At 44.4% G+C, this 26,338-nt stretch carries 23 protein-coding genes and 1 other RNA gene; 11 read left to right on the plus strand and 13 right to left on the minus strand.

Annotated elements, in window-relative coordinates:
- Positions 1-23: 23 nt before the first annotated feature.
- The 12 genes from AHMF7616_RS17080 to AHMF7616_RS17135 form a co-directional block, all read right to left on the minus strand.
- Positions 24-764, minus strand: coding sequence for a glucosamine-6-phosphate deaminase (locus AHMF7616_RS17080; RefSeq protein WP_115373984.1), 741 nt, complete (start codon positions 762-764; stop codon positions 24-26).
- A 185-nt stretch (positions 765-949) separates the two neighbouring features.
- A complete protein-coding gene (aroF, locus tag AHMF7616_RS17085; protein WP_115373985.1) occupies positions 950-1,963 on the minus strand; it encodes a 3-deoxy-7-phosphoheptulonate synthase in 1,014 nt (337 codons plus the stop codon).
- Positions 1,964-2,161: 198 nt separating this feature from the next.
- The gene (locus AHMF7616_RS17090; RefSeq protein ID WP_115373986.1) at positions 2,162-2,455 is read right to left on the minus strand and encodes a GIY-YIG nuclease family protein; all 294 of its coding nucleotides are present in this window, start codon (positions 2,453-2,455) and stop codon (positions 2,162-2,164) included.
- Between the two features lie 121 nt (positions 2,456-2,576).
- Complete coding sequence (trpA, locus tag AHMF7616_RS17095; RefSeq protein ID WP_115373987.1) at positions 2,577-3,371, minus strand: tryptophan synthase subunit alpha; 795 nt, start codon at positions 3,369-3,371, stop codon at positions 2,577-2,579.
- On the minus strand, positions 3,361-4,554 hold the full coding sequence (gene trpB / locus AHMF7616_RS17100) for a tryptophan synthase subunit beta (RefSeq protein WP_115373988.1): 1,194 nt from the start codon (positions 4,552-4,554) through the stop codon (positions 3,361-3,363). Before trpB ends, trpA begins: the two co-directional genes overlap by 11 nt.
- Positions 4,555-4,810: 256 nt before the next feature.
- Positions 4,811-5,479 carry a phosphoribosylanthranilate isomerase gene (locus AHMF7616_RS17105; RefSeq protein ID WP_233507616.1) on the minus strand — a complete coding sequence of 223 codons (669 nt, stop codon included), beginning with the start codon at positions 5,477-5,479 and terminating at the stop codon, positions 4,811-4,813.
- A 21-nt stretch (positions 5,480-5,500) separates the two neighbouring features.
- Positions 5,501-6,307 carry an indole-3-glycerol phosphate synthase TrpC gene (gene trpC / locus AHMF7616_RS17110; RefSeq protein ID WP_115373989.1) on the minus strand — a complete coding sequence of 269 codons (807 nt, stop codon included), beginning with the start codon at positions 6,305-6,307 and terminating at the stop codon, positions 5,501-5,503.
- Between the two features lie 257 nt (positions 6,308-6,564).
- Positions 6,565-7,551 (minus strand): anthranilate phosphoribosyltransferase, encoded by a 987-nt coding sequence (gene trpD / locus AHMF7616_RS17115; protein ID WP_115373990.1) that lies wholly within the window; start codon positions 7,549-7,551, stop codon positions 6,565-6,567.
- Positions 7,548-8,147: an anthranilate synthase component II gene (locus AHMF7616_RS17120; protein ID WP_115373991.1), complete on the minus strand. Its 600-nt coding sequence runs from the start codon at positions 8,145-8,147 to the stop codon at positions 7,548-7,550. Before AHMF7616_RS17120 ends, trpD begins: the two co-directional genes overlap by 4 nt.
- Before the next feature lie 68 nt (positions 8,148-8,215).
- On the minus strand, positions 8,216-8,596 hold the full coding sequence (locus AHMF7616_RS17125; RefSeq protein WP_115373992.1) for a four helix bundle protein: 381 nt from the start codon (positions 8,594-8,596) through the stop codon (positions 8,216-8,218).
- Between the two features lie 27 nt (positions 8,597-8,623).
- Positions 8,624-10,036 (minus strand): anthranilate synthase component I family protein, encoded by a 1,413-nt coding sequence (locus AHMF7616_RS17130; RefSeq protein WP_115373993.1) that lies wholly within the window; start codon positions 10,034-10,036, stop codon positions 8,624-8,626.
- Between the two features lie 318 nt (positions 10,037-10,354).
- Positions 10,355-11,428 carry an alpha/beta hydrolase gene (locus tag AHMF7616_RS17135; protein ID WP_115373994.1) on the minus strand — a complete coding sequence of 358 codons (1,074 nt, stop codon included), beginning with the start codon at positions 11,426-11,428 and terminating at the stop codon, positions 10,355-10,357.
- Positions 11,429-12,039: 611 nt separating this feature from the next.
- On the opposite strand from AHMF7616_RS17135, the gene AHMF7616_RS17140 reads away from it, so the two are divergent.
- The 8 genes from AHMF7616_RS17140 (at position 12,040) to AHMF7616_RS17175 (ending at position 19,849) form a co-directional block, all read left to right on the plus strand.
- Complete coding sequence (locus AHMF7616_RS17140) at positions 12,040-12,900, plus strand: N-acetylglucosamine kinase (RefSeq protein WP_115373995.1); 861 nt, start codon at positions 12,040-12,042, stop codon at positions 12,898-12,900.
- 188 nt (positions 12,901-13,088) lie between these two features.
- Positions 13,089-14,033, plus strand: coding sequence for a DUF2279 domain-containing protein (locus AHMF7616_RS17145; RefSeq protein WP_233507618.1), 945 nt, complete (start codon positions 13,089-13,091; stop codon positions 14,031-14,033).
- 138 nt (positions 14,034-14,171) lie between these two features.
- Complete coding sequence (locus tag AHMF7616_RS17150; protein ID WP_115373996.1) at positions 14,172-15,143, plus strand: Smr/MutS family protein; 972 nt, start codon at positions 14,172-14,174, stop codon at positions 15,141-15,143.
- Between the two features lie 266 nt (positions 15,144-15,409).
- The gene (locus AHMF7616_RS17155) at positions 15,410-16,165 is read left to right on the plus strand and encodes a helix-turn-helix domain-containing protein (protein WP_115373997.1); all 756 of its coding nucleotides are present in this window, start codon (positions 15,410-15,412) and stop codon (positions 16,163-16,165) included.
- Positions 16,166-16,195: 30 nt separating this feature from the next.
- Positions 16,196-17,356 (plus strand): FAD-dependent oxidoreductase, encoded by a 1,161-nt coding sequence (locus AHMF7616_RS17160; RefSeq protein ID WP_115373998.1) that lies wholly within the window; start codon positions 16,196-16,198, stop codon positions 17,354-17,356.
- Between the two features lie 303 nt (positions 17,357-17,659).
- Positions 17,660-18,160, plus strand: an RNA gene (gene rnpB, locus AHMF7616_RS17165) — RNase P RNA component class A.
- Between the two features lie 155 nt (positions 18,161-18,315).
- Positions 18,316-18,870 (plus strand): RNA 2'-phosphotransferase, encoded by a 555-nt coding sequence (locus AHMF7616_RS17170; protein ID WP_115373999.1) that lies wholly within the window; start codon positions 18,316-18,318, stop codon positions 18,868-18,870.
- Between the two features lie 316 nt (positions 18,871-19,186).
- Positions 19,187-19,849 (plus strand): porin family protein, encoded by a 663-nt coding sequence (locus AHMF7616_RS17175; RefSeq protein WP_115374000.1) that lies wholly within the window; start codon positions 19,187-19,189, stop codon positions 19,847-19,849.
- Positions 19,850-19,980: 131 nt separating this feature from the next.
- Here the strand turns inward: AHMF7616_RS17175 and AHMF7616_RS17180 are convergent, their stop codons facing one another.
- Entirely contained in the window at positions 19,981-21,903 is a 1,923-nt protein-coding gene (locus AHMF7616_RS17180; protein ID WP_115374001.1) for a beta-N-acetylhexosaminidase, read from the minus strand.
- A gap of 660 nt (positions 21,904-22,563) precedes the next feature.
- Between AHMF7616_RS17180 and AHMF7616_RS17185 the strand changes: the two genes are divergently transcribed.
- The 3 genes from AHMF7616_RS17185 to AHMF7616_RS17195 all read left to right on the plus strand — a co-directional run bounded on the left by AHMF7616_RS17185 (position 22,564) and on the right by AHMF7616_RS17195 (position 25,997).
- Entirely contained in the window at positions 22,564-23,400 is an 837-nt protein-coding gene (locus AHMF7616_RS17185) for an alpha/beta fold hydrolase (RefSeq protein WP_115374002.1), read from the plus strand.
- Positions 23,401-23,608: 208 nt separating this feature from the next.
- A complete protein-coding gene (locus AHMF7616_RS17190) occupies positions 23,609-25,006 on the plus strand; it encodes an Nramp family divalent metal transporter (RefSeq protein WP_199474258.1) in 1,398 nt (465 codons plus the stop codon).
- Between the two features lie 166 nt (positions 25,007-25,172).
- Positions 25,173-25,997: a 3-keto-disaccharide hydrolase gene (locus AHMF7616_RS17195; RefSeq protein WP_233507620.1), complete on the plus strand. Its 825-nt coding sequence runs from the start codon at positions 25,173-25,175 to the stop codon at positions 25,995-25,997.
- Positions 25,998-26,338: the final 341 nt, after the last annotated feature.

Raw genomic sequence — 26,338 nt, forward strand, 5'->3', positions numbered from 1 at the left:
CTTTAAGCTATTGCCGACCCACCTTAGCTGGCAGGTGCAAACTGTAATTCGGCCGCAGCGGCGCGGTCCAGGTACACGAGGGCATCCGGTAAAGTTTGCAAAATGCTGGCGGGAACCTGGTTGGTCACTTCCCCTTCCAGCGATTGCGCAATGATGGAAGCTTTTTTACCACCCGCCGCAATTAAGATCGGAATGCGCGCTTCCTGAAAATGTTTCAGGCCCAAGGTTATGCCATTGGTTAAAGGCGTTGGTTGTTTAAAGTATTTCTGACCGACCGTGATAGTCATTTCGGCCAGAGGCGCGTGGTGGGCGTACAAATCAAACGAAGTACCGGGTTCGTTCAGGCCAATGTGCCCGTTTAAGCCAATGCCTACCAGCATGATATCCAGCGGGCCGTTTTGTTGAATAAAGGTATTTACGCGTTGGCATTCCTGATCCAGATCGGCGGCTTTGCCGTTGAACACCATGACTTTTTCGGGTGCTAAGTCTAATGGATCAAATAAATTTTGTTGCAAAAAATACCGGCAACTGCCTTCGTTACTTTCATCCAGTCCAACCCACTCGTCTAAACCAATTAATGTACACTGGCTTACATCCACTTGGCCCGCCCGCACCGCTTGCACCAGGTACCGCAAAACGCCGGTCGGCGACTCGCCCGAAGGAAAACACAACAAGGCATTTGGTTTTTCCTTTACGTACTGGATGATGTACTCGGCGACAGCTTTCGACAAATCATCGAAATCATGCTGGATCATTATAATCATAGCGGGCTTTTATTTTACCGGTTAAACCTGATTAAATTATCAATTTACGTTTAATCCATTATTAAGTACAGATTACAACCAAGTTATAAATTTTGCCCGAATAATGTAGATCCGGAACTTTAAAGTACGGCGAAAAGGAAAATTTTTAAATTTTTTAAAAATTGAGTTAATTTTCAGGTGTCAGGTTACCCCAGTTTTTGCCGCAACTCGTAAGTAGCCCGTAATTTTTTCACCAGCCTTGCTGATTCGGTAAAGTTTAAGGTTTGCGCCCCATCCGAAGCGGCTTCTTCGGGCTTTTCGTGGGTTTCGTAAATAATGCCGTCGGCACCGGCCATTACGGCGGCTAAGGCCATGGGCTCAATATAATCCCGGATACCAATGCCGTGCGACGGATCCACGATAACGGGTAAATGCGTTTTGTCTTTTAAAATCGGCACAGCGTTTAAATCCAAAGTATTGCGGCTGGCCGTTTCGTAAGTCCGGATGCCGCGCTCGCAGAGCATGAGTTTTTCGTTACCCCCTGAAAACACGTACTCCGCCGAATACAGTAATTCATCGATGGTGCCGGAAATGCCGCGTTTAATCATCACGGGTTTATCCACTTTGCCCAGTTCGTCGAGTAAATTAAAATTTTGCGTATTGCGGGCACCTACCTGGTAAATATCGGTATAGTCGTACATGGGCGCAATTTGCGATACCTGCATCACTTCGGTGACAATTTTAATGCCGTGTTCCTGGCATTTGGCGTAGAACATTTGTAAACCGTCAATGCCCAAACCCCGGAAGGAATACGGCGAACTACGCGGTTTAAACACGCCGCCCCGCATCACCCGCACGTTGTTGGCTACCAAATGCGCAATGGTTTTTTCTACCTGTTCTTCGGTTTCGATGGAGCACGGACCGGCCATTAAAGTAAAGTTACCTTGCTTTATTTCCACGCTATCACCCAGGTCTACCACCGAAGGGTTTACTTTCCACTTCCGCGAAACCAGTTTATAATCATCCGACACAATGTGCAGGTCTTTAATACCGGGCATGTGGCCCAAGCTACGGATATCAAACTCCGCTTTGCCAATGCCAATTAGGTAATCGCCCCGCTGGGTTTTTACCGGGGTAACTTTGTAACGAAAGCTTTTAATCTTTTCGATAATGGCTTTTCTATCCGCTTCAGCAACTTGGTTTTGTAATTGAATGATCATGTGTTTAGTCAATAGTCCCTGGTTCACGGTCGATAGCCGATAGACTAGGTGGGTTAGTTAGATGAAATTTGTAATCTGATTTTTTAAATTTTTCTCATTTTAGAGAAAGCTGAAGAGCTAATATTAGTGACATAATAAGTTAAATCTTCAGGAAAGACTTAGAGCGGTCATTCAGGAAGAACCTATTTGGCTACGCAGCTAATCCGTTACTACCAGAAAAGCCCAGTCCGGATTAGCTTCCCGGATGAGTGCTTCTTTTGCTTCACGGCTTAAATCCTTGATTTCTTTTTCTCTTTCAATGGCCATAGTAGCATTTGAATATCGTTCGTAATACACCAATTTATAGCAGTAATATTTGCCGGCAAAAGTTTCCGGGTTTCCCCGATTTTGGTAATGCTGTTGTAAGCGCACTGTTAAGTTGTTAGTTACGCCGGTATAAAGCACCGTTTTCCGGGGATTAGTCGTAATATACCCAAAGTAATTCCCTTGCATCTGCCTGGACCCTTATTGCTGCGTAGCTAAATAGTTTCCTCCTGAATGACCCGCTGAGGTATTATGTTTATTACACTGCTATTAAGCCATCGACCATGGACTATGGACCATGGACTATTGTCTAACTAAATATCTCCTCGCCAGATTTAATCAGGTAGATAAAATCGCGGATGTTTTCCTGCAAGCCGGTGGGTTGCTGAATAACTTTGATAAAAGCGCTACCGATGATGGCGCCTTCGGCGTAGCGGCAAGCCAAATCGAACGATTTCTTATCGGAAATCCCAAAGCCGATCAGCTTCGGATTTTTTAAATTCATCTGTTTGATCCGCTCAAAATAAGCCAACTGGTTATCAGTGCCGGCTACGGTATTACCCGTGGTGCTGGCCGTGGAAACCATGTAAATAAAAGAATTAGTAAGCGCATCAATTTTGCGGATGCGATCCTCGGAGGTTTGCGGCGTAATCAGGAAAATGGCGCTCAGGTTATACCGTTCGAAAATAGCCTGGTATTCTTCTTCGTATTCGATCAAAGGCATATCCGGAATAATCAGACCATCTACCCCTACCCGGGCGGCTTCGCGGCAAAAGTTTTCGAAACCATACTGCAAAACCGGGTTTAAATAGCCCATCAGAATAATGGGCAAAGTAACGGTATCGCGTACGTTGTTCAGTTGCGCAAACAGTTTTTTAATGGACATGCCATTGCGCAGAGCTACCGCGTTACTCTGCTGAATAGTCGGGCCATCGGCCAGGGGATCGGAATACGGCATACCAATTTCTACTAAATCGGCGCCAGCTTCCTGCAGAGTTTGCAAAATTGTGGTGGTGGATTCTAACTCCGGAAAACCCGCCGTGAAGTAAACGTTTAAGTTTGGACCCGATTGATTTTTAAAAAGTTGGGCTATTTTATTTTCCATCTTGCTCGTCGAGGTAATTAATAATGGTTTGCAAATCTTTATCGCCTCGGCCGGATAGGTTTAATACCACAATATCGTCGGGCTTTAATTGCATGTAATGCAAAGCGGCAATGGCGTGTGCCGATTCAATGGCCGGAATAATGCCTTCCATGCGGCTGCATAATACAACGCCCTGCATGGCTTCTTCGTCGGTGATGGCGTAAAATTTAGCGCGGCCGCTGTCGTATAAGTGCGCGTGCATCGGCCCAATACCCGGATAATCCAGACCCGCCGAAATAGAATGGGGTTCTACAATCTGGCCGTCTTCGGTTTGCATGAGTAAGGTTTTACTTCCGTGAATAATACCCAGAGAACCCAACACCGAGGTGGCCGCGGATAAACCCGAGTTTACCCCGTGCCCGGCGGCTTCTACGGCTACCAGATTTACGGCCGGTTCGTTTAAGTAATGATAAAAAGCACCCGCCGCGTTGCTGCCACCACCTACGCAAGCCACCACGTACGTCGGGAATTCGGTACCTTCTTTGTAAAGCAATTGCTGCCGTACTTCGGCGCTGATGACCGCCTGAAAACGGGCGACCATATCGGGGTACGGGTGCGGACCTACCACCGAACCAATAATGTAATGCGTGTCTTCGGGGTTACTGATCCAGTCGCGGATGGCTTCGTTGGTAGCATCTTTTAAGGTTTGGCTGCCGGAAGTTACCGGTATCACTTTAGCACCCAGCAACTTCATGCGGGCCACATTGGGCTTCTGGCGTTCGGTATCAATCTGGCCCATGTACACAATGCATTCCAAACCGGCTAGGGCGCAAACCGTAGCGGTTGCTACGCCATGCTGACCGGCACCCGTTTCGGCAATAATGCGGGTTTTACCCAGGCGTTTGGCCAGTAAAATTTGCCCGACGGTATTGTTTATCTTGTGCGCGCCGGTATGCGCCAAGTCTTCGCGTTTGAGGTAAATTTTGGTGTTAAATTTTTCGGAAAGACGCTTGGCGTAATACAAAGGCGTCGGCCGCCCCACGTAATCGCGCAGCAGCTCATCTAATTCTTCCTGAAAGCTGGGTTCGTAGATGATATCCAGGTATTTCTGACGCAGTTCTTCTACGTTCGGGTATAACATTTCCGGGATATAAGCGCCACCGAACTTACCATAATACCCACGTTCATCAACAGAAAAATCCATATTTTTTTGGTTACAGGTTACAAGTTGCAGGTTACAAGTTGATTTTACTTAGTTTAAAGGTTGGAAGGTTTTAAAGTTGAAAAGTTGATCTTGTTCTTTGACTTAAAATTCCAGGAGTCCCCACTTCTTTTGTCATTCAGGAGGAACCTATTTGGCTACGCAGCAAGAAAGCTCCTCTTGAAAATCACTTAACTTACTTTATTTATTCTCCCATTACGCCTCTCTTACAAACCCACATTCTTTTTAAAATTTATTATTATCGAAACGCTTTTAGCATTTTTTTCACTTTGGAAATATTTTTTAAGCCGGGTTCCAGTTCAAACCGGCTGTTGATGTCGATGCCCCGGAGTTGGGGCCATCGGCCGGCCTTAATCGCGGGAGCATGTTCCAGATCCAGGCCTCCACTCAGGAAAAAAGGCGTATTTAAGTGATACTGCTCCAATATATCCCAATTAAAAGTAATCCCGTTGCCGCCGTGTTGCTGGCCTTTGGTATCAAACAAATAATAATCGCAGGTTCCCTCGTAAGGTTCTAAAATTTTAAAATCAAAAGCATCGTCCAGCGCAAAAGCTTTTAAAACTAAAAACCCAGCTTGCTTTAATTGACTACAAAATTCCGGGGTTTCGTGACCGTGGAGTTGCACCGCTTGTAAGCAAAACTTTTTCGTCAAAGTTCGGATGTTTTCCAGCGATTCATCCACAAACACGCCTACTTTTTGCACGGTTGCCGGCAGGTGTTTGATGTATTCGGGATTTAGTTTTTCGCCGGCGTACCGCGCCGATTTCCGGTAAAATATAAAACCAATGTAATCGGGTTGCAAGGCTACTAACGCCCCAATGTTTTCGGGCTCCCGCATGCCGCATACTTTTACTTGCAAAGTAGTAGGTTCCGTTTTTAAGAAAGTCGACACGGGAATAGCAGTCATTTTTTAAAATTTTAAAAATTTTTAAGCGAAGGCCGGCTTGGCGGTTTTTAAAGATTCAATGAGCGCGGCTAAAGTTTTTTCGGGTCGGCTGGTTTTCATAAAAGCTTCGCCCATTAAAAAACCGCGGTAACCGTAAGACCGCAAATCCAGAATGGTTTCGGCCTGGCCAATGCCGCTTTCCGAAACTTTCACGAAGGTATCGGGAATGAGCGCGGCCAGTTCTTTGGAAGTGTTGATGCTGACCGTAAAATCTTTTAAGTTCCGGTTGTTCACGCCAATGGCATCTACCTGGTCGGTTAAGGTGCGTTCCAGTTCTTCGCGGTCGTGTACTTCCAGTAAAATTTCTAAACCCAAAGATTTCGCGAAAGTGGCTAAGCGCGTTACTTCGTCGGCTTCCAGAATACCGGCAATTAACAAGATAACATCCGCCCCAATGGATTTAGCTTCAATAATCTGGTACTCGTCGATAATAAAATCTTTGCGTAAAATCGGGCAGAAATTATACTTCCGCGCAGTAGTTAAATCTTCGTTTTTCCCGCCGAAAGAAGGCGTATCGGTGAGCACCGATAAAGCCGAAGCGCCGGCCTGCATGTAACCAATGGTGGTACGCTCCACGGAAGCGTGCCCGTTAATTACCCCCAGCGAAGGCGATTTGCGCTTAAACTCCGCGATAATGCCGTGCAAGTCTTCGCGCAGCAGATACTTGCGGAAAGACACGGGCTGCGTTTCGAAATAAATGCTTTGCTCCAGTAATTTCACCGGAAACAAAGCTTTGCGTTCGGCCACTTCCTGTCGTTTATAAGCGGCAATTTGTTCGAGTATGTTCATGTTGGTTGCAGGTTGTTGGTTACAAGTTGCAGGTTACAGGTTGCGCTTTTATCTAATTTTCTAGTTTCTTAGCTCCCCGCCTAAGCTTAGGAGGGGTAAGAGGTGGTTGATTTTTTAAAAATTTTAAATTTTCGTAATTCCTGATCCTCCCCCTACCCTTTCCAAACGGGGACTTTTTACTGGATTTACGTTAGCCATTTTAGTTATGAATCTAGCATCTAACGTCTATTTTCTAGTGTCTTACATTTCAAATCCAACTAAGCTATCAACTTTTTAAACGACTCCAGGGCTTTGCCGGATTCTAATGATTCGCGGGCGGCAGCTACGGCTTCGTCAATCGAGAAATCTTCTTTCATTAAGTACAAACCCATAGCGGCATTGGCAATTACAGCATTGGCCTGCGCCGTGGTTCCGCGATTTTCCAGTACGTCGGTGAAAATTTTGGCCGATTCTTCTACGGTTTTGCCCCCGGCTAATGCCTCTTGTTTTACTTCTTTAAAGCCGATTTTTTGCGGAGTTAAAATTTGTTCGCCGTTTTCGGTTACCACTTTAAACGAGCCGGTTAACGAAATTTCGTCGTAGCCATCCAGGGCATGCACTACCATAAAGTGCTTGTCGGTTTGCTGGTATAAATAGGCGTACAAGCGCAGCAGTTCCAGGTTAAAAACCCCTACCACCTGGTAGTCGGGCTTAGCCGGGTTTACCATCGGGCCCAGCATGTTAAAAAACGTTTTTAAACCTAATTGCTTCCGGATAGGTCCTACGTGGCTCATGGCCGGGTGAAACGCGGGGGCGTGCAAAAAGCAAATATTCGAAGCATCGAGTTTGCGGCGCAAGTAATCGCTATCGGGGGTAAACTGGTAACCGAAATGCGCCATGATATTAGACGACCCGCAAACCGAGGATACCCCGAAATTGCCGTGTTTGGCTACTTTATAACCCGCTCCAGCTACCACAAACGACGCCAGCGTTGAAATATTAAAAGTGTCTTTGCCGTCGCCGCCGGTACCGCACATATCAATCACTTCATGCGTGCCCAGGTTGGGTTTAATGCAGAGTTCCAGCAAAGCATCCCGGAAACCTTCCAGCTCATGCACGGTAATGTTGCGCATCAGGAAAACCGTTAAAAAAGCGGCCATCTCGGACTGGTTGAACCGGCCCTGCCCTAAATCCACTAAAACGTTGTAAGCCGCTTCTTTGGTGAGCGCTTTCTGCTCGAATAACTGCTGTAGTATTTCTTTCATATCCAGCTTTTTTTAGGCGTGATAGAACCTTTTAACCAGCTGCGCATCAGGCTTTCGCCGTGTTCGGTTAAAATAGATTCCGGGTGAAATTGTACGCCTTTCACGTTGTATTGCTTGTGCCGCAAAGCCATAATTTGGCCGTCGGCATCGAGTGCGGTTACTTCCAGTTCTTTCGGCATGGTGGCAGGCACTACTACCCAGGAATGGTAGCGGCACACTTTAAATTCAGTGGGCAAACCCCGGAAAATGGTTTCGTTTTTAGAGGTAATTTTAATATTAGTAGCCACGCCGTGCATGGGCTCGGGCAAATTATATAATTCAGCGCCAAACACTTCGCCAATCGCCTGGTGGCCCAAACAAACGCCCATTATTTTTTTCGTCGGCGCATATTCCTTAATTAAGTCCATCATTATCCCGGCTTCGGAAGGCACGCCCGGCCCCGGTGACAGCAGAATGCTGTCGTATTCTTCTACGTCGGCCAAGCTGATTTTATCGTTCCGGTACACCTCCATGTTCATGCCGTAGCCCAGCTTTTTTACCAGCTGCACCAGGTTATAAGTGAACGAATCGTAATTATCTAAAACTAGTATTTTCATGGTAAAGGTTGCAAGTTGCAGGTTACAGGTTGCAAGTTGTGAATTACAAATTGCAGGTTGTAAGTTATTTAGTTGTTATTAGGTTGTCGGTTTTTTAAATATTTGCTAAAAGCTGCTAATTGCCGGGATAACTGAATCAATTCATCGTATTTATTTTGGTAATAAGCATCGTCTATCATTTTAAGTTCTTTTAAAACATACAGCTGGTTTCTTAGTTCCCCCGCCGATCCTTTCGCATATTTTAAAAATCGGATAAAATCGGCATTGTTGTCGTATTCAAATCCTTCCGCTATATTATTGGAAATAGACATAGCAGCTCGTTGCATTTGGTCCCGGGTACCGTAATCTATTTTTACATTTCCTTCAGCAAACATCTTATAGATATCAATCGCAATTGAAATTGCCTGTTGATATATTTTCAAATCTTCAAACCTTTCTACTTTTGCCATCTCCTAAAATCAACTTGTAACCTGCAACTATATCGAAGCTGCCTTTTCCATGGCGGAGCGGAGGGCGGCTAGTTTGTGGTGTACTTCGTTGAGTTCGGATTCAGGGTTAGATTTGGCTACCACGCCGGCGCCGGCCTGATAATGCAATTGGTTGCGGGTACTCAAAAAAGACCTAATCATGATGGCGTGGTTAAAGTCGCCGTTAAAGCCGATGTAGCCGATGCAACCGCCGTAATAACCGCGGCCGGTGGGTTCCAGTTCGTCGATAATGGTCATGGCGCGGTACTTGGGGGCGCCGGATAAAGTACCGGCCGGAAACGTATCGGCTACCATGAGCATGGGCGCTACTTCTTTAGACCGCTGACTGGTAACTTTCGAAACCAAATGGATGACGTGCGAGTAATATTGTACTTCTTTAAAAACCTCTACCGCTACTTGGTCGCCGTGACGGCCTAAATCGTTGCGGGCCAAATCTACCAGCATCACGTGTTCGGAGTTTTCTTTTGGGTCGTCGTAGAGTTTGCGGGCGAGTTCGGCGTCGGCGTTGTCGTTGCCGGTTCTTCTAAAGGTGCCGGCAATCGGGTAAATGCTGGCTTTGTTGCCTTTTAAGGTAATCTGGGCTTCTGGCGAAGACCCGAAAATTTTAAAATTTCCGTAGTCGAAGTAAAACAAATACGGCGATGGATTGATAGAACGCAAGGCCCGGTACACGTTAAACTCATCGCCTTTAAAGCCTTTCGAGAACTTGCGCGACAATACAATCTGGAATACGTTGCCCAGTTTGCAATGGCGCTGTCCTTCGTTTAAAACTTTTAAAAAATGGTCGTCGGTGAAGTTTGAAGTTTCGTCGGCATCGGGCGTAAAGGTAAAAGCCGGGATGTTTTTGTTTTTGATCAGCGCTTCTATTTGCTCCAGGCCTGGACCGGTGGTGTTTTCGTCAATGCTGTGTTCAAAAATATACAGCTCGTTTTTAAACGGATCTACCACCACAATAAACCGGTACAAGCGGTACAAGATTTCGGGCAACTCCGGGTAAGCCGTTTCTTTCGGCCGGAAAGCAATGTCTTCGTAATACGTAACGGCATCGTAGGTCATGTAGCCAAACAAGCCGTTGTTTATAAAATTATAGTGATTATTCCGGACGTAAAACGAATTAATAAACTGCTGCAAATGCTTCACGGCATCGCGCCGGTCTTCCAGCGGAATTTGCTCTTCGGTTCCATCCGGAAAGTACTGGCTGATGACCTGGTCTTTTAACTCAAAACCCCCGATCGGGTCGCAGCAAATGTAGGAAAAACTGTTTTCGTTGCCGTGGTAATCCGAGCTTTCGAGCAAAATGCAGTTGGGGTATTTGTCGCGCAACTGTAAATAAATGCCAACGGGCGTAACGGTATCGGCGAGGAGCTGTTTATGCGTATGGTACAGCTTGTATTTATTCATTTTTTAAATTTCTGGTTTTTCTCTGCTAATTATATAAAGGAATTTGGCCGGAGTACACCGGGTAAAAAGCAAATTAGCCTTGCCAATAATAATTAGTCCGGAAGAAAGAATAATGCATCCTAGATACTCTTTATAAAATGGTTTAAAATAAAAAAAGCCCAAGTGAACTTGGGCTTTTCTGCTATTTATAGCTGTATACAAACGTGCCGGTTCACTCTTTTAGCATTCTAAAAGGTGCCACCAGCCAGCAGTATATAGTTGTTTCATGGTCATGATGCTGCAAATATAGCACTCGTATTTAACCGTACAACTATTTTTTTAATTTTTTGCGTAGAGCCATTGAAAAGCTTCCGGAAATTCGCGGCGCCAGAACCATTCGCTGTGGTCGCCATCGGCCCGGGTCTGGTACCAAATATGTTCTTCCGGAAAGCCCTGGGCCATTAATTGTTCGTAAAGCTGGCGCATATTAGTTATCATTTCCTCGCCTTCCTGCTCGCCAGCCAGTAAAACTAGACGAGTATTTTTAAAATCTTTTTTAGCCACCTTAAAGATTTTATTTGAAAACCACAACGACGGCGAGAGCACCATGGCTTTGCCAAAAACCTGCGGGTAATGCGCTGCGGCGTACAAAGAAATCAAGCCGCCCAAAGAAGAACCGCCAATGCCGGTATGTTCGGCTTCTGGTTTAGTCCGGAAATGCGCATCAATGTACGGTTTTAAGTCCTGCACAATAAATTGCAGGTATTTTTTGCCGTCTCCGCCGCCGTATTCCGGGTTTTTGTACGGGGTTAGTTCGTTAATCCGTTCTTCGCCGCCGTGTTCAATACCCACTACTATTACTTGAGGCCCACCGGTCTGCGCCATTTGGTCCAGCGTTTCGTCTACGCCCCATTCGCCGCTAAAGCTGTAGTAAGCGTCGAATAAATTTTGGCCATCGTGTAAGTAAATTACCGGATAACGTTCTTTACTGGTAGCGTAGTGCAAAGGTAAATACAACCAGATGCGCCGGGTACGGCCCAGTTCGGGCATTTCAAAAGCCGCATCTAGCACTTGTACCTGGGGGCTGGCCGTGTGTTTGCGCGGTGGCCGGACTACCAGATCGGTCCAGGCGGCCACTTGCACCGCAACCGTTTCCGGCGAAGGCAATTTTATAATCCGGTTGGGCATGTCGCTGCCATCGGCAGCAGCTTCCACCGACTCCCAGGTACCGCGGGTTACTTTAAATTCTATCGGGCGGTTCATGAGCGGTACTTTTACTGCATAGGTACCGTCAGGTTGCGGTTTTAACTGGTAAGCCGGGGCGCCCGGTTGCCATCGGTTAAAGTTGCCCACCAGATACAAATGCGCATCAGCCGGTGTATTATCCGGTATTGTATCTATAATTATTTTCATGGGCACATTACCGGCAAAAGTAATACAGGGTAAGAATTAAGACCAAATTACTACTAGTAAGCAAATTACTTTCTTAAAACGTGTACTCCTTGCTAGCTAAATAGTTTGCCCCTGGTTTTTTAAAAATCTGTTATCCAACAGGGGCATATATCCGGTTTTTTTAAAATTTCAGGTAAAATGGAGGGTAAACCAGTTCTTATAAACCAAAAATTTAGAATAACAACCGATGTAAAGAAAATGGAAAACCTATGATTTATTATATAAAACTGATTCAGCTCTACTGATAAAATTGCCAAGGTAAAAACCATTTACTAGTACTTTGATTTCTAGATAGCTAAGTTTCCAGTATAGCCTTAAAAATTTAAAAATTAAAGCCATCTTTTACTTTCATCTAAAAAGAGAAAGGATTATTCCGGTAATTTTAACGCAATAGGGCCAGTTCTTTGCATAAAATGAAATATTTCTGGCTGCTTAGTTATTAAATTATTAATTATTTATCTTAAGTTTACAAACCTTTTACTTCCAGCAGGAGCAATTAAATATTTTCCAAAACCGAGCACTACGTATTTCATTAATAAACAGCTTAAACCCATATAACATATTTTTTTCACATGGTAATTATTGCAGATGGTGGTTCAACCAAAACAAGTTGGTGTTTGATAACAGACTCCAATACCAAGGTTTATTTCAACACAGAAGGTTATAACCCGTATTTTTCGGATACCCCTACTATTATTGCTTCGCTCCAAAAAAACTTACCGGAAAATCTTCGTAAAGAAGCCGTTAATGAAGTAAATTACTACGGTGCCGGCTGTTCTGTTCCTGAAAAAATTGAAGTTGTGGCAGCAGCCATGCGAGCTGTTTTTACCAATGCCAATGTGTACGTAGGCCATGATTTACTGGCTGCCGCCCGGGCCTTACTGGGAGTAGATCCCGGATTTGCCGCTATTTTGGGTACGGGTGCCAATACTTGCCTGTACGATGGCAAAAACGTTACCTTAAACATTGACTCGTTAGGTTATTTTCTGGGCGACGAAGGCAGCGGTTCGCACATTGGCAAGCGTTTGGTACGCGATTACATGCGCGGTTACCTGCCCGAAGGTATGCAGAAAATTTTCCGGGACACCTACGAACTAACCAACGAAGATATTTTTGATAATTTATACAACAAACCTTTACCCAACCGCTTTCTGGCCAGCTTTAGCAAGTTTTTGTACGAAAACAACAACTTCTCGTACTCCCGCGAAGTAGTAAAGGAATCTTTTGAAGCTTTTTTTAAAAATCTGGTTTGCCATTACCCAAACTACGAGCAGTATTCTTTAAACTGCGTAGGCTCCGTGGGTTATAACTTCCGCGATGTATTAGAAGAAGTAAGTGCCGAGCACAACATGGCCTTCGGTAAAATTATCCGCTCGCCCATAGATGATTTGGTATATTACCATTCCGTATTATCGCCCCAAACGCAGATATAAGTAGTTGGCTATTAGATGCTAGACTTATAATTATTAAAAAATTTAATTGTTACTATTATTGCGCTGATAATTTATAATTAAAATAAATAGCCAGTTATCTCTAGTCTTTTTAAAAGCTTCTGTTATCCGCAGAAGCTTTTTTGTTTTTCAGTCGGCCCGAATAAATCCGGTATATTTGCCCCGTGAAAATGCATCAGTACACTTTGTGGGTAAAAATGAGGTTTGTAAAAGCGTGGTTACTCGTTAGTCCGCTTTTTTTAATTTTCGGGCCAACCCTGGCGCAAACTGATTCTACCGTTATCTTTTACTCGCAAAACAAACAACCCTCCCGCACCAAATTAAAAATAGTGGGGATTAGCAGTGGGGTAGTTTACGGTAGTTTATTGGCCGCCGCCAGCCAGGCCTGGTACAAAGATATGCCGCGTACCCGTTTCCATTTTTTTAATGATAACCAGGAGTGGCGGCAAGTAGATAAAGTCGGGCATTTCTGGGGAGCCTTTCACCAGAGCCGGTTGGCGGTTGGTGCTTTGCATTGGGCCGAGGTACCCGCTAAAAAAGCCATTATCTGGGGCAGTTTAGCCGGTGTAATTTTACAAACGCCGATTGAGATACTGGATGGCTACGCCGTTAATTACGGCGCTTCTACTGGCGATTTAGTAGCTAATGCATTGGGGTCGGCGGCTGTTTTAGCGCAGTACCTGGCTTGGTCGGAGCTGCGCATGCAACCCAAGTACTCGTTTCATACCACGCGGTTTGCCCGCGAACGCCCAACGGTTTTAGGCAGTAATTTACCCGAACAAATGCTGAAAGATTATAATGGTCAAACGTACTGGCTGGCGGTGGAAGCCGCCGCCTTTTTACCTACCACTACCCGCTTTCCCACGTGGCTGAACGTAGCCGTGGGCTACGGTACCGAAGAAATGGTTTACAACGACCCAGCCACCAACCAGCAGGCAGGTTTCCGGGCCTACCGGCAATTGTACCTGGCCCCGGATTTAAATTTATCGGCTTTAAAAACCCGAAGCAAATTTTTAAAAACCGCGTTTTTTATTCTGGATATGGTGCATCTGCCGTTACCAGCCCTGGAGTACAGCTCTCGTCAGAAATTTAAATTTCATGCCTTGTATTTTTAAAAATCAAACTAGTCCGTAGCGTTGTTTATCAGTACAGGATGCAGTTGATTTAATTAATCAGTCTTGATTATTGTTTGTCCGTAAAAGATAAAACTGGGCTTATTACAAGTAAATTATAGAAAATTAGAAACTAGTAACATGAACATAGGTGATCGCGTGCGTTTGTTGCACGGCAAAGAACAAGGCATTATTACCCAATTTATTGGCCCCGACCAGGTTGAAATCGCCATTGACAATGATTTTACCATTCCGGTTTTGCGCCGCGAAGTGGTGGTGATTGCCGAGGAAGAAGATACATATTTAAAAAATAATGGTGTAGAGCAACCCACCAAAGAAATTCGCAAAAACGAACCGGCTCCTTTACCAGTAACGGCTACCGCCGGCATTTACGTGGCTCTGGTTCCGCAAACCGAAGAATTACAGGCCGTAACCATTCTTAACTTTTCGGATTTTGATTTGCTTTTTACGTACGGCGAAGAAACCAACGACCGGTACAGAGGCATCCAAAGCGATAAATTAACGCCGAAGGGTAGTAAGGTAGTAAGCCATTTGCATTTAAAAGATTTTGATAAGTGGCCGGATTTGGTTATCCAATACTTACAACACCGGGCCAGTGGCACTGCTTTGCTGGAACCCGTGGTAAAACGCATTAAATTTAAAGCTTCCTCGTTTTACAAAAGCAAAAAAACGGCCCCAATTATTAAGAAAGAAGCGTACTTGTTTTCCCTGGATCAAAAACCCGTAGAAGTAAATCCAGCCAAAATTCTGGAAAACTTAACGGAATCCGAAACCAAGAACCCGGAAGCCTATCAATTAAAAACGCCGTCGCACGAAGTAGATTTGCACATCGAAAAACTAACCGATCTGGACCCGGCATTGATGAGCAACAGCGAAATGCTGCGCACCCAATTAGCCGCTTTTCAGGATAACCTGGACCGGGCGTTAGCCACCAACATGCACGAGATTATTTTCATCCATGGCACAGGCAACGGCGTGCTACGCAAAGAAATTCATAAGATATTAAGCCAACGGCGCACCCAGATTAAGTTTTACGAAGATGCCCGCAAAGAAAAGTTTGGCTACGGTGCTACGCTGGTGCGTTTAAAGTAAAGTTGTATCTACTGGTAATAAAACGGACGAAATACTGCTAATTTTAAAAATAAGGCTTAAGAGAAAAATTAAAATAAGTCCTTAACCCTTATTTTTAATTTTTCTCCTAGTAATAAAAAGAGCTGATGCTGCGCGTTTAGTTTTGTATTTACTTGCTGTTTACAAATCCGAATAAAAACGAATACTTTTAAAAATAAGCGCAAATCTGCGTCAGTTATAGAATTGGGTGTTAGTGAAAGCACCCCACTACTAACAACCAGACAACAATGGCCAATAACTTCTATTACAAATTCATCAAACCCGATTCGGCGCTTTCTGATTTTGTAGAAAGTATCGGTATGTTTCACAATCAATCAGCGGAAGAAAAAGCAGTGGTGGTCATGCCTGATGGAAGAGTTGATTTGTTTTTTTCGCAATCTGCCTCAGAGCCTTTTCATGTTACACTGATTGGCTTAGAAACTTTACCGGAACAAAGAAGCATTCTGCCGCACACACTCGCATTTGTTATTAGTTTTAAACCGTTGGCCGTTGAGTATATTTTATCTACTTCTATCGCTGATTTATTAAATACTGCCAAAGATGTTGCACCTGATTTTTGGGGTTTTAATACAGATGATTTAAAAGATTTTGATGTATTTTATCAAAAAGCAGCCAGGAAAATTACAGAACTTTTACCTGATGAAATAGATGAAAGAAAACGCACACTTTTCGAGTTAATTTATTCTTCCAACGGCCAAATGAGCGTAACAGAGCTTTCTCAAAAAGTGTGTTGGAGCAGCCGGCAAATTAATCGGTATTTTAATCAACAACTCGGGCTTTCCTTAAAAGCTTATTGCACTATTTTGCGTTTCCGGGCATCATTAGAACATATTGCCCAAGGCCAACTTTTTCCGGAGTTAAAATTCACGGACCAAACCCATTTTATTAAAGAAATAAAAAAGTTCTCAGGCGCCGCACCAAAGGAATTATCAAAAAATAAAAACGACCGATTTGTACTATTATCCGTCTTAAAGCAGCAATAGTTTTGCGTTTGTAAAACTAAATTTTAAAAAATGCTGCTAGAACAGAAATCAATCGCCATAGTTGGCGGCGGCCCCGGCGGACTTACTTTAGCGCGATTGCTGCAAATGCAAGGCGCCCATGTAAAAGTGTACGAAAGAGATTTTCATGAAAATGCCCGGGTGCAAGGCTCTCCGCTGGATATGCATCAAGAATCCGGGTTAGCGGCTTTAATTAAAGCAGGTTTGTTAGACGAGTTCAAAAAGCATTTCCGACCGGGTGCAGACAAAATGGTTATCGTGAATGAATGCGCCGAGCTGTTTTTCAGTGACCCCGAAGCGAAACCCCAAGAAGATTTCGGGAGTGCGTATTTCCGCCCCGAAATAGATCGTGGGCCCTTACGGAATATGCTGCTGGCAGCATTAAAACCAGCAACCGTGGTATGGGACAGCCATTTTCTCTCTCTGGAGAAACAAAATACGGGTTGGTTGTTGCATTTTAAAAATGGCTTATCAGCTTATGCTGATCTGGTAATTGCTGCCGATGGGGCAAATTCTAAAATCCGCCCGTACATTACCCCTGTCAAATCTTTTTACACCGGCATTACCATGTTGGAAGGTAATGTTTATAATTCTAATAAAACAACGCCTCGTATTGCTGCGCTGCTAAACGGCGGGAAAATAATGGCTTTCGGGAACGCAAAAAATTTACTGATTGGCCAAAAAGGCAACGGCGATTTAGGTTTTTACGCCAGTTTTAAAGCAGATGAAAATTGGCACCTAAATAATAGCGTAGATTATGCGGATAAAAACCAACTGTTAGCGTGGTTTAAAACAGAATATGCTGAATGGAGTGTTGTTTGGTACGAACTGTTTGAAAATGCGGAAACGCCCTTCGTGCCGCGGCCCCTTTATTGTATGCCCTTAGATCAAACCTGGGAAACCTTGCCCAACTTAACCATGTTGGGCGATGCTGCCCATGTAATGCCGCCTTTTGCCGGCGAAGGGGCCAACATGGCTATGCTGGACGCGTTGGAATTAAGTGCCTGTTTAACTTCTGGTAAATACGCTACTTTACCAGAAGCTATTTCGTTTTTTGAAGTAAATATGCGTAAAAGAGCCGCCCTGGCTGCCCAGGAATCGCTGGAAAATGGGGAGCGAATGCACTCGGAGAATGCATTGCATACGATGGTGCATATGTTCCAGGGCCATTAAAAACAGAATACATAACCAGAAAACAGGATTCGGTTTTCTGGTTAAATGCTCCACTGAGCGCTTTTATTAAACTTTTTGAGCTAAACCGGGATCTTGCAATACTATTTTCGCCACACGGCAGACACTTAACTGGTTCGTAATTCTATTTAATGAAGTAAGTTAACATCAATAGTAGGTGTACTTGTCCGTATTTACGTTTTCCAGAACAAGAATTTATTTTTAATTCAATTTTTTGCAATTATCTCTACAGGAAGATGTATAGACGAAGCAAATACTGTAAATAATAGTTAAATTTGTAAAAATATAGCAAGCCGTCTTATCGCTGCGCCGCAGGGCGGAGAGGAAAGTCCGGGCAACGTAGAGCAGCCTACTTCCTAACGGGAAGGGTTCCGGAGCAATCCGGGATACAGCCAGTGCCACAGAAAATAACCGCCGCTACATTTACCAGGTATCATTTACCATTTACCGAACTTTGAACTGGTAAATGGTAATTTGGAAAATGGTAAATGCAAAGGTAAGGGTGAAAAGGTGCGGTAAGAGCGCACCAGTACGCGGGCGACCGTTGTAGCTGGGTAAACCTTAGGCGTTGAAAGACCAAATAGGCTGGCAGCTTTTTTACTTTATTAATCGGCTAATTACTTCGGTAATTGGTAAACGATAATTGGTAAATGATAAGGGCGGCTCGTCCGATGCCAGTGGGTAGGTTGATGGAGCCCCGCTGCGAGGTGGGGCCTAGATAAATGATAAGACGTGCCGGAGTTTACTTTGGCGCGACAGAACCCGGCTTACAGGCTTGCTATATTTTTAATTTTTTAAATTTTCGGCTGGCTGCCAACGCCAGGAGAACTTTTTCTTGCCTCCAGTAATCTTTTTATGGCTGTTAACCTTGTTTTTTAAATAAGGAAACGAGATCAGCATGCATCTTTCCGGGAATAATCTACCAGCAGAAATTACCAATAATGTTATCCGAAAAAGAATTGGTGCGGCTTAGTAAATTGCTAAGTTTGGTGCCGCGGCATCAACCCGAAAAGATTGGCATTGCGCTGGATGAAAACGGCTGGATCGAAATAACTACATTAATTGAACAAGCCAATAAAAACAACGTGAAACTCTCCCGGGAGATTTTAGAGGAGGTAGTAGCAACCAATACTAAAAAACGATTTGCTTTTAATGCGGATAAAACAAAGATCCGGGCCAGTCAGGGGCATTCTATTGCGGTATACCTGAATTACACACCACAGACTCCACCCGCTATTCTCTACCACGGTACCAGCGAGCGCGCCTTAAAATCTATTCTGGAGAATGGGCTGCAAAAACAAAACCGCCACCACGTGCATCTATCTACGGATGTAGTTACGGCCCGAAACGTAGGCCAACGGCACGGCCGCCCCATAATTTTGCGCATCGACGCCGCGGCAATGACTCAGAATGGCTATTTATTTTATTTATCCGAGAACCAGGTTTGGCTCACGGATCAAGTACCAACCAGATACCTGCACGTTCAAGCTTCCTAAACGCATTCTGTCTTTCTCTTTTCTGCTCTTGCTGCCGGTAAAAAGCTGGTAAAAATTTAAAATTTTTAAAATTTCTCAATCAGTTAACAAAATAAAATACAATTCCGGCGTTATAGCCACATTAAGAACCACAATACTTTAAAGTTGGCCCTTATAACCTGGCTAAAGTGGTTCTTTAACTCCTTCCTCTACTACTTTTAAAATTTTTCATTGCTATCAGGCCTTTAGCTGCTGGCTATGGCTTTAGCTTAGTAAGATTTGTAACCGTTTATCGGCTTTAAATTTTTATAAATAAATCTTTATCCAAACTAAGTTTATGAGAAAAGTAGTTTCCATGGTATGCTTGTTTTTGTTGGTTTCCACGATTAGTTACAGTCAGAAATCTTATGGCGTGAAAGCCGGACTCAATGTAACCAGGATGAATGTAAATGAAGCTTACACCTTAAAAGTTAAAAATCGGTTAGGGTATCACCTCGGTTTATGGAAGGAATCTACCTTTTCGCCTAAAGTCTTTTTACGGATAGAATTATTTTATACCCAAAAAGGAAGTAGGTATTCCGATACTTTAACCTTGCCTTTTACTAAGGAAACGATCCGGAGTAAGGGAACGCTCATTTATAACTATCTTACTCTTCCCTGGCTACTCGGCTATAACCTTAATAGCAAAACAGCCATTTTCCTAGGTCCGGAACTTAGTCTTTTAATCGCTCCTCTTGCCAGAAGCAATGGGGGAAAGGCCCATAACATGCGGCATATTTTAAGGTATAATGCTCCGGATTTAGGACTCACGGCTGGCTTCCGGTACAATCTAAACAATAAGTTAAGCGCAGATCTCCGGTACACTTATGGTTTTAGCACTATGCTGCAATACGAGGCTACCGATGCGCAGGGAAATACTTACCTATCCAAACAAAGCCATAATCAAGCAGCTCAGTTAGGTTTAAGCTATCGGTTAAAAACAAAGCCAGGAAAAATCTAAATTCGCTATTTTTTCTTTCGAAATCTAACTGGGATGAAGCCTTTGCTTTAAATAAAGACACGTACTTATTTTATTGTTGCCTATTGAAACAATATAATAAATACGTGTCTGAAACTCACACCTAAAACTAACTACTTCTTTTTGGGCGCACGCTGTTCTAAATCTTTAATGGGTAAAGTTATTAAACGACCTACTGGCTTGTTACCTCGGTAGGTAATTAATTTTAACATAGCCGCATCTTTGGGCGGTACCAGCGGTTCCAGGTACTTCGGGTAAAAACGGTCCGGGAAAGAATTGTCGAAGGTGTAGTAAATATCCAGGCCTTCTACTTCAGTGCTTAACTCCAGACGCAAATAATCGTCGGGGGTGCGGGTTACGTTTACAATGGGTTCGTACACGCTGGGCGCGTAATTTTTTTCGGCAAATTCGTAGCGGGTAAAATGGTTTTCGACGCGGTTAACGAAGTCGGGCCAGCTTTTTGTTTCTTTCGGCGACCACAACGATTCAGCAATGGCAAAGCCGCGGGGCCAGGTCATGTACTGCGCGTGGCGCATGTTGTACACTTGCTCGGTCCAGAGATTGGCCTGACCGCCTTTAATGTACTTCGGATCTACGCTGTCGGGCAGGGGCTCAAACTGATACGCTTTGTTTAACCGGAGCGAGGCGTAAACCTTGGGTTCAATGGCGGGGTCGCCTTGCATGTAATCAATGTACGCAAAGTCGGTGGGGCTCATAACGACATCGTGTTTCTGGCGAGCCGCTTGAATGCCCCCTTTCATGCCGCGCCAGCTCATAACGGCCGCACTCGGTGCCAAACCGCCTTCCAGAATTTCGTCCCAGCCCATAAACTTTTTACCTTTTGCCAGCACTATTTTCTCCAGCCTTCTTTCGAAGTACCCCTGCACTTCGTGCATATTTTTTAAATTTTCTTTCTTCATCAGGCCTTTAATGGCGTCATTTTTCTCCCAGAAGTTCTGGGGTGTTTCGTCGCCGCCCACGTGGATATACTCGAACGGGAACAGCTGGGCAAGTTCGGTAATTACCTTATCTAGGAACTCGTATACCTTTTCGTTGGCGGGGCACAGCGTATTATCTACCAAAGCAATGGGCGGGGCGCCGCGCGACCAATCCATAATTTGTTCGCCGGAGCGTACCCGGTAATTCTCCACGCCGGGCGTGCAGGACAACTCCGGATACGAAACCACCGCGGCCAAGCTATGCCCCGGCACATCTATTTCGGGCAAAATATTTACGAAACGATCTTTGGCGTACTGCACTAATTCTTTAATGTCGGCTTGGGTATAGAAACCACCGTAGGTGCGCGGTTCTTCGGGCGTAGGCGGCGCGAACGAACCAAAGTAACCTACTTTTTTTACACTCCAGGCACCAACCTGGGTCAGTTTGGGTAAACTCTTTATTTCGATGCGCCAGCCTTCGTCGTCGGTTAAATGCAGGTGCAGCAAATTATACTTATAGCGCACCATATCGTCGATGTATTGTTTTACTTCGTTTTTAGTGAAGAAATGCCGCGACACATCGAACATTAAACCGCGCCAGCCAAACCGCGGATGATCCATTACGGTAACGCAGGGAATCTGCCAGTTTACATTTTTCACTAGCGTAGCACTTTCGATTTCGGCCGGAAACAGCTGCACCAACGATTGTGCTCCGTAAAACAAACCCGCCGGCTGGTTGGCCCGGATTAAGATACTTTTGGGAGTAACCGTTAACCGGTAGCCTTCTTTGCCAATAGCATTATCGGTGGTTTGGTTTAGAATTAACCGGATAGTAGCGGAAGCCGAAGGTTGACTAACAGTTACGTTCCGGCCAGTGGGGGTAGCTAAACGATTTTTTAAAAAAGCGACCGTTTGCTTTAGCTCCGGGTGCGTACTGGCGGCAATGACTACGTTTTTAGGCAACAAAAACTGACCATTATCCACGGTCATCGAAACAGGTTGGGGAATAATGGCTGGGGTAGTTTTACTCGCGGAAGTTTGGCCGAAAGAAGTTAAAGCTACTAAGCAAAAAGCCAGCTGCAGGTACATTTTTTTCATGAATGCGTTGGGTTATTCGGGTATTTGTTTTTTCTAAAGTTAATAATAGGGAATAAATCTGTAGGATGGAAAATAAAGAACTCGGATATGATAATAGTTTGCTCGGCTGAAGCTATAGTTTCCTAATTTAGGTATTTACCCTTCCGCCCTAAAGGGCACCTTCCCTAAAAACAGGGAAGGAAATGCTGCTTTCCTTTAAGATAGTAGAAATCAAGCCGTTTAATAAGGGCTGAATAACAGAGCCGTTTAGAGCTATTACTCAAACCAAGCTTATCCTATTAAGTGTATGGCTACTAAAATCATAAAAATTTTAAAAATATGGTTTTTCAGGAGGAATTTATTTGGTTACGTAGCTAAATAGATGCCTCCTGAAGGACGCCTAAAAAGAAGGGTTTAGTTAAATCAATAAGTGTAGGATGTACCTATGAATGCTAAACTTCGTTCTCACTAAGAGAGTCAAAAAAGCAGTAACCGCATCTCCTCCCCTGTTTTTAGCTTGCCTTTAGGCGGAGGGATCAACCAAAGCTCAGAGATTTGAAAAGGCTCCAAGTAGATCAAATTAAAAATTACATCAAAAACACGATACAAATTTCATTTAAGAAAATCTATTCCGCTTGGTTTCTCCGTACGTACCACCTTATAAACTAAACCCAACTAACTATGAATTTTATCTTGAATAAAAACGTCAGTACTGGCGAAGAAATAAAAATAGCTTATGCCGACTACGGCAGCGGTAGACCCGTAGTGTTGATTCACGGCTGGCCTTTAAGTAAAGACATGTGGGAATACCAGGTAGGTCCGCTGGTAGAATCGGGGCACCGGGTAATACAATACGACCGCCGCGGTTTTGGTCATTCCGAAAAACCGTGGAGTGGTTACGATTACGATTCCCTGACCAGCGATTTACACGCGCTCATCGAAGAATTAGATTTAAACGATGCGGTGCTGGTAGGCTTTTCCATGGGCGGCGGCGAAGTAGTGCGGTATTTGAGCCGCTATGGCAGCAGCCGGGTTTCCAAAATAGTATTGGTTTCAGCGGTTACGCCTTACCTGGGTAAAACAGAAGATAATCCGGATGGCGTAGATCAAAGCGTTTTTGCGGAAATGCTTACCCAAATAAAAGAAGACCGCATTGGGTTTCTGGATAGTTTTGGCAAAAAGTTTTTCGGTGTAAATTTAATTAATCACCCGGTGAGTGCGCCTTTACTGGATTATTACCGCATGCTGGCTTCCGTGGCTTCGCCGCGAGCTACCGAGCAATGCGCCATTGCTTTTGCGCAAACGGACTTCCGGCAAGATGTGCAAGCCATTTCGGTACCTACCTTAATTATTCACGGCGACGCCGACCAAACCGTGCCCATTGAGGCCAGTGGTAACCGCACTGCCAGCATGATTCCGGCGGCTCAGTACCTGGTATACGAAGGGGCGCCGCACGGACTTTTTTACACCCACAAAGAACGCTTAAATCAGGATATCCTGCAGTTTATCGCTTCTTAAGTTTTTTAACTTTCCGTTTTGCCAAAAAAGGTTCTGTAATACAACAGAGCCTTTTTTTGTTTTACAACAGGTACTAGAGCCATTTTTTAAATTTTAACATTTTCCGGCTGCTATCGGGCTTACAAATTTTAAAAAATTTAAAAATCTGCTTTTAAAATCACATAAGATAAAATACTATCTTAAAGAGTTTTACCGAAAGCCACTGCCTATGCCAACTCTACCGGAGCCCTCTGTTCCCGAGAATCAACTAATATTCCAGGACCCCTACGTTATAACTAACAGCAAAATTCAGGAACCGCCCACTACCCTGCGCGGCATTGCCCGCCACTTAGGGCCAGGCTTTGTGTTGTCGGCGGCGATAGTGGGTTCCGGCGAGCTAATTGCCACTACCGCTTTGGGGGCGCAAGCGGGGTTTGTTACGTTTTGGGTAATAATTTTAAGTTGTTTGGTAAAAGTAGCCTTACAGCTGGAATGGGGCAAACACGTTATTCATTCCGGCGAAACGTCCATGGCCTCGCTGAACCAACTGCCGGGTTTTAAAATGGGCAAAGCCAATTGGAGCATCTGGTTGTGGTTGTTCATTCAACTATTTAAACTATTGCAGGTGGGCGGCATTGTGGGCGGCGTGGCCATTACGCTGAACATGATGGCACCGGCTATAAGTATACCGGTGTGGGCCGTGGCTATTACCTTAATCACGGCTTTACTGGTTTACAAAGGCTACTACAAAGTGGTCGAGCAGTTTTCGCTTATCATGATGGTGTTTTTTACGGTTTTTACGTTGGCTTCGGTGTTTTTTCTGCAATACACGCCTTTTGCGATTTCGTGGGCCAATATACAGGAAGGTTTGCAACTAAAGCTGCCGCCCAGTACGGTAGCGATTGCTATTGCGGCTTTTGGCATTACCGGCGTGGGCGGCGACGAAATTATGTATTACAACTACTGGTGCATCGAGAAAGGCTACGCCGGATTTACCGGCGTGCGGCAAGACACCCCGGAATGGCAGAAAAGAGCCAAAGGCTGGATTAAAATTATGTACTACGATGCTTTACTGGCCATGGTGGTTTACACGTTGGTAACCGCGGCTTTTTACATTCTGGGCGCGGCCGTGCTGCACAACCAGGGCCAGGTGCCCGAAGGCTACAACATGGTAAAAGTATTATCGGGCATGTACACCAAAACGTTAGGGCCTTGGGCCGAAACAATTTTTATGATCAGCGCTTTTATGGTGTTGTACTCTACCATGTTTACGGCTACCGCCAGTTTCACGCGCATCTTCGCCGATGCTTTTGGGCAATTGGGCTGGCTGTCGTTTACAAATTATACTACCCGCAAAAAAACCATTGCCGTGTTGGCCTGGGCCTTTCCGATTAGCTGGTGCTTGCTGTTTCTTTTTATAAAGCTACCCATGAGCATGATTTTACTGGGTGGGTTTATGACTTCCATTTTACTATTACTGGTGGTATACGCGGCTATTTATTTCCGGTATTGGCGTTTACCGGCTGCCCTAAAACCTACCCGCTGGTACGATGCGGCTTTTTGGCTGAGTTGTACTACAATTTTGGCTATTGCGGTGTACGGCATTGTGCAGGCTGTAAAATTGTAAACCATAAAATCATTTGATTTCAGCCCCTCCTTCTGCGGCTTAAACCTGGATTATGCTTATAAAAGTAAGGTTAATCTCTTACAGAAAGATTTTGGAGTGTGTAACTTATTGCAAACTTTTGTTTAATTTTCAACCCGATAAAAATTTTAAATTTTTTAAATTTTCTATGAACGTGTATAGCTCTTTTTCTAAGAAGTTTATTCTGGCTAGTATGGCCCTGGGGATTTTTGCCATTAACCAAACCCAGGCCCAAGCGCAACAAACCGTACCTACGCCGCCTAAAATGGTACCCGAAATGACCGAATTCTGGGAACCGGAAGTAAAGGTAGTAACCCCAGGCACCGGCGCCGGTATTGCCGCTCCTTCCGATGCTATTATTTTGTTCGACGGCAAAGATTTATCGCAGTGGGTTTCGGTAAAAGATCCGGCAGCTCCTGCTGGCTGGACCGTGAATAAAGGAGCCTTTACCGTTAAAAAAGGTACCGGTAACATTCAAACCAAGCAATCTTTCCAGGATTACCAATTACACATCGAGTGGCAGATTCCGGCTAATATTACCGGCAAAAGCCAGGGCCGGGGTAACAGCGGTATTTTCTTAGCTTCTATTGGCAACGGCGACGCTGGTTACGAATTGCAGGTACTCGATAGCTATAACAACCGGACTTACGCCAACGGCCAGGCCGGTAGTATTTACAAGCAATTCCGTCCGTTGGTAAACGCCATGCGCAAACCCGGCGAATGGAACGTGTACGACGTAGTATTTACCGCGCCGCGTTTTAAAGAAGATGGTACTTTGTTCAGCCCGGCCCGGGTAACGGTTATTCATAACGGCGTGTTAATTCAAAACAATACCCAGATTAAAGGCCCCACCCAGTACATCGGTATTCCGGATTACAACCAGCCGCACGGCAAAGCGCCCATTAAATTACAAGACCACGGCGATCCCAGTGAGCCCATCAGCTACCGCAACATTTGGATTCGCGAATTATAATTTTCTACGGTCAGTAATCGGTAAAAATTAAAAAATTTAAAAAAGCAAGGTTCCTGTTAACAGGAGCCTTGCTTTTTTAAATTTTAGCCCACTGGCAAGGTCTACCGCGGCGCCTCAGCCATCAACAGCAATTTCTTCTCGCAATTTTAGTTCAGATGTAAGCAAAAGGAAAAAATTATTTTTCAGTAGATGATGCCGCTGTTTTCGTTATAAAACATTAATATATAATACTTTACTAAAACAAAAGTCTAGCAGCTAATATCTTGATACTGGTGTCTTTTTACTTATCTATTTAAAAAATTGCTTTTCCAGAATTATCTTCTTTTACTTGTTGGTTTAAA

The organism is Adhaeribacter pallidiroseus (assembly GCF_003340495.1).
Classification (GTDB): Bacteria; Bacteroidota; Bacteroidia; order Cytophagales; family Hymenobacteraceae; genus Adhaeribacter; species Adhaeribacter pallidiroseus.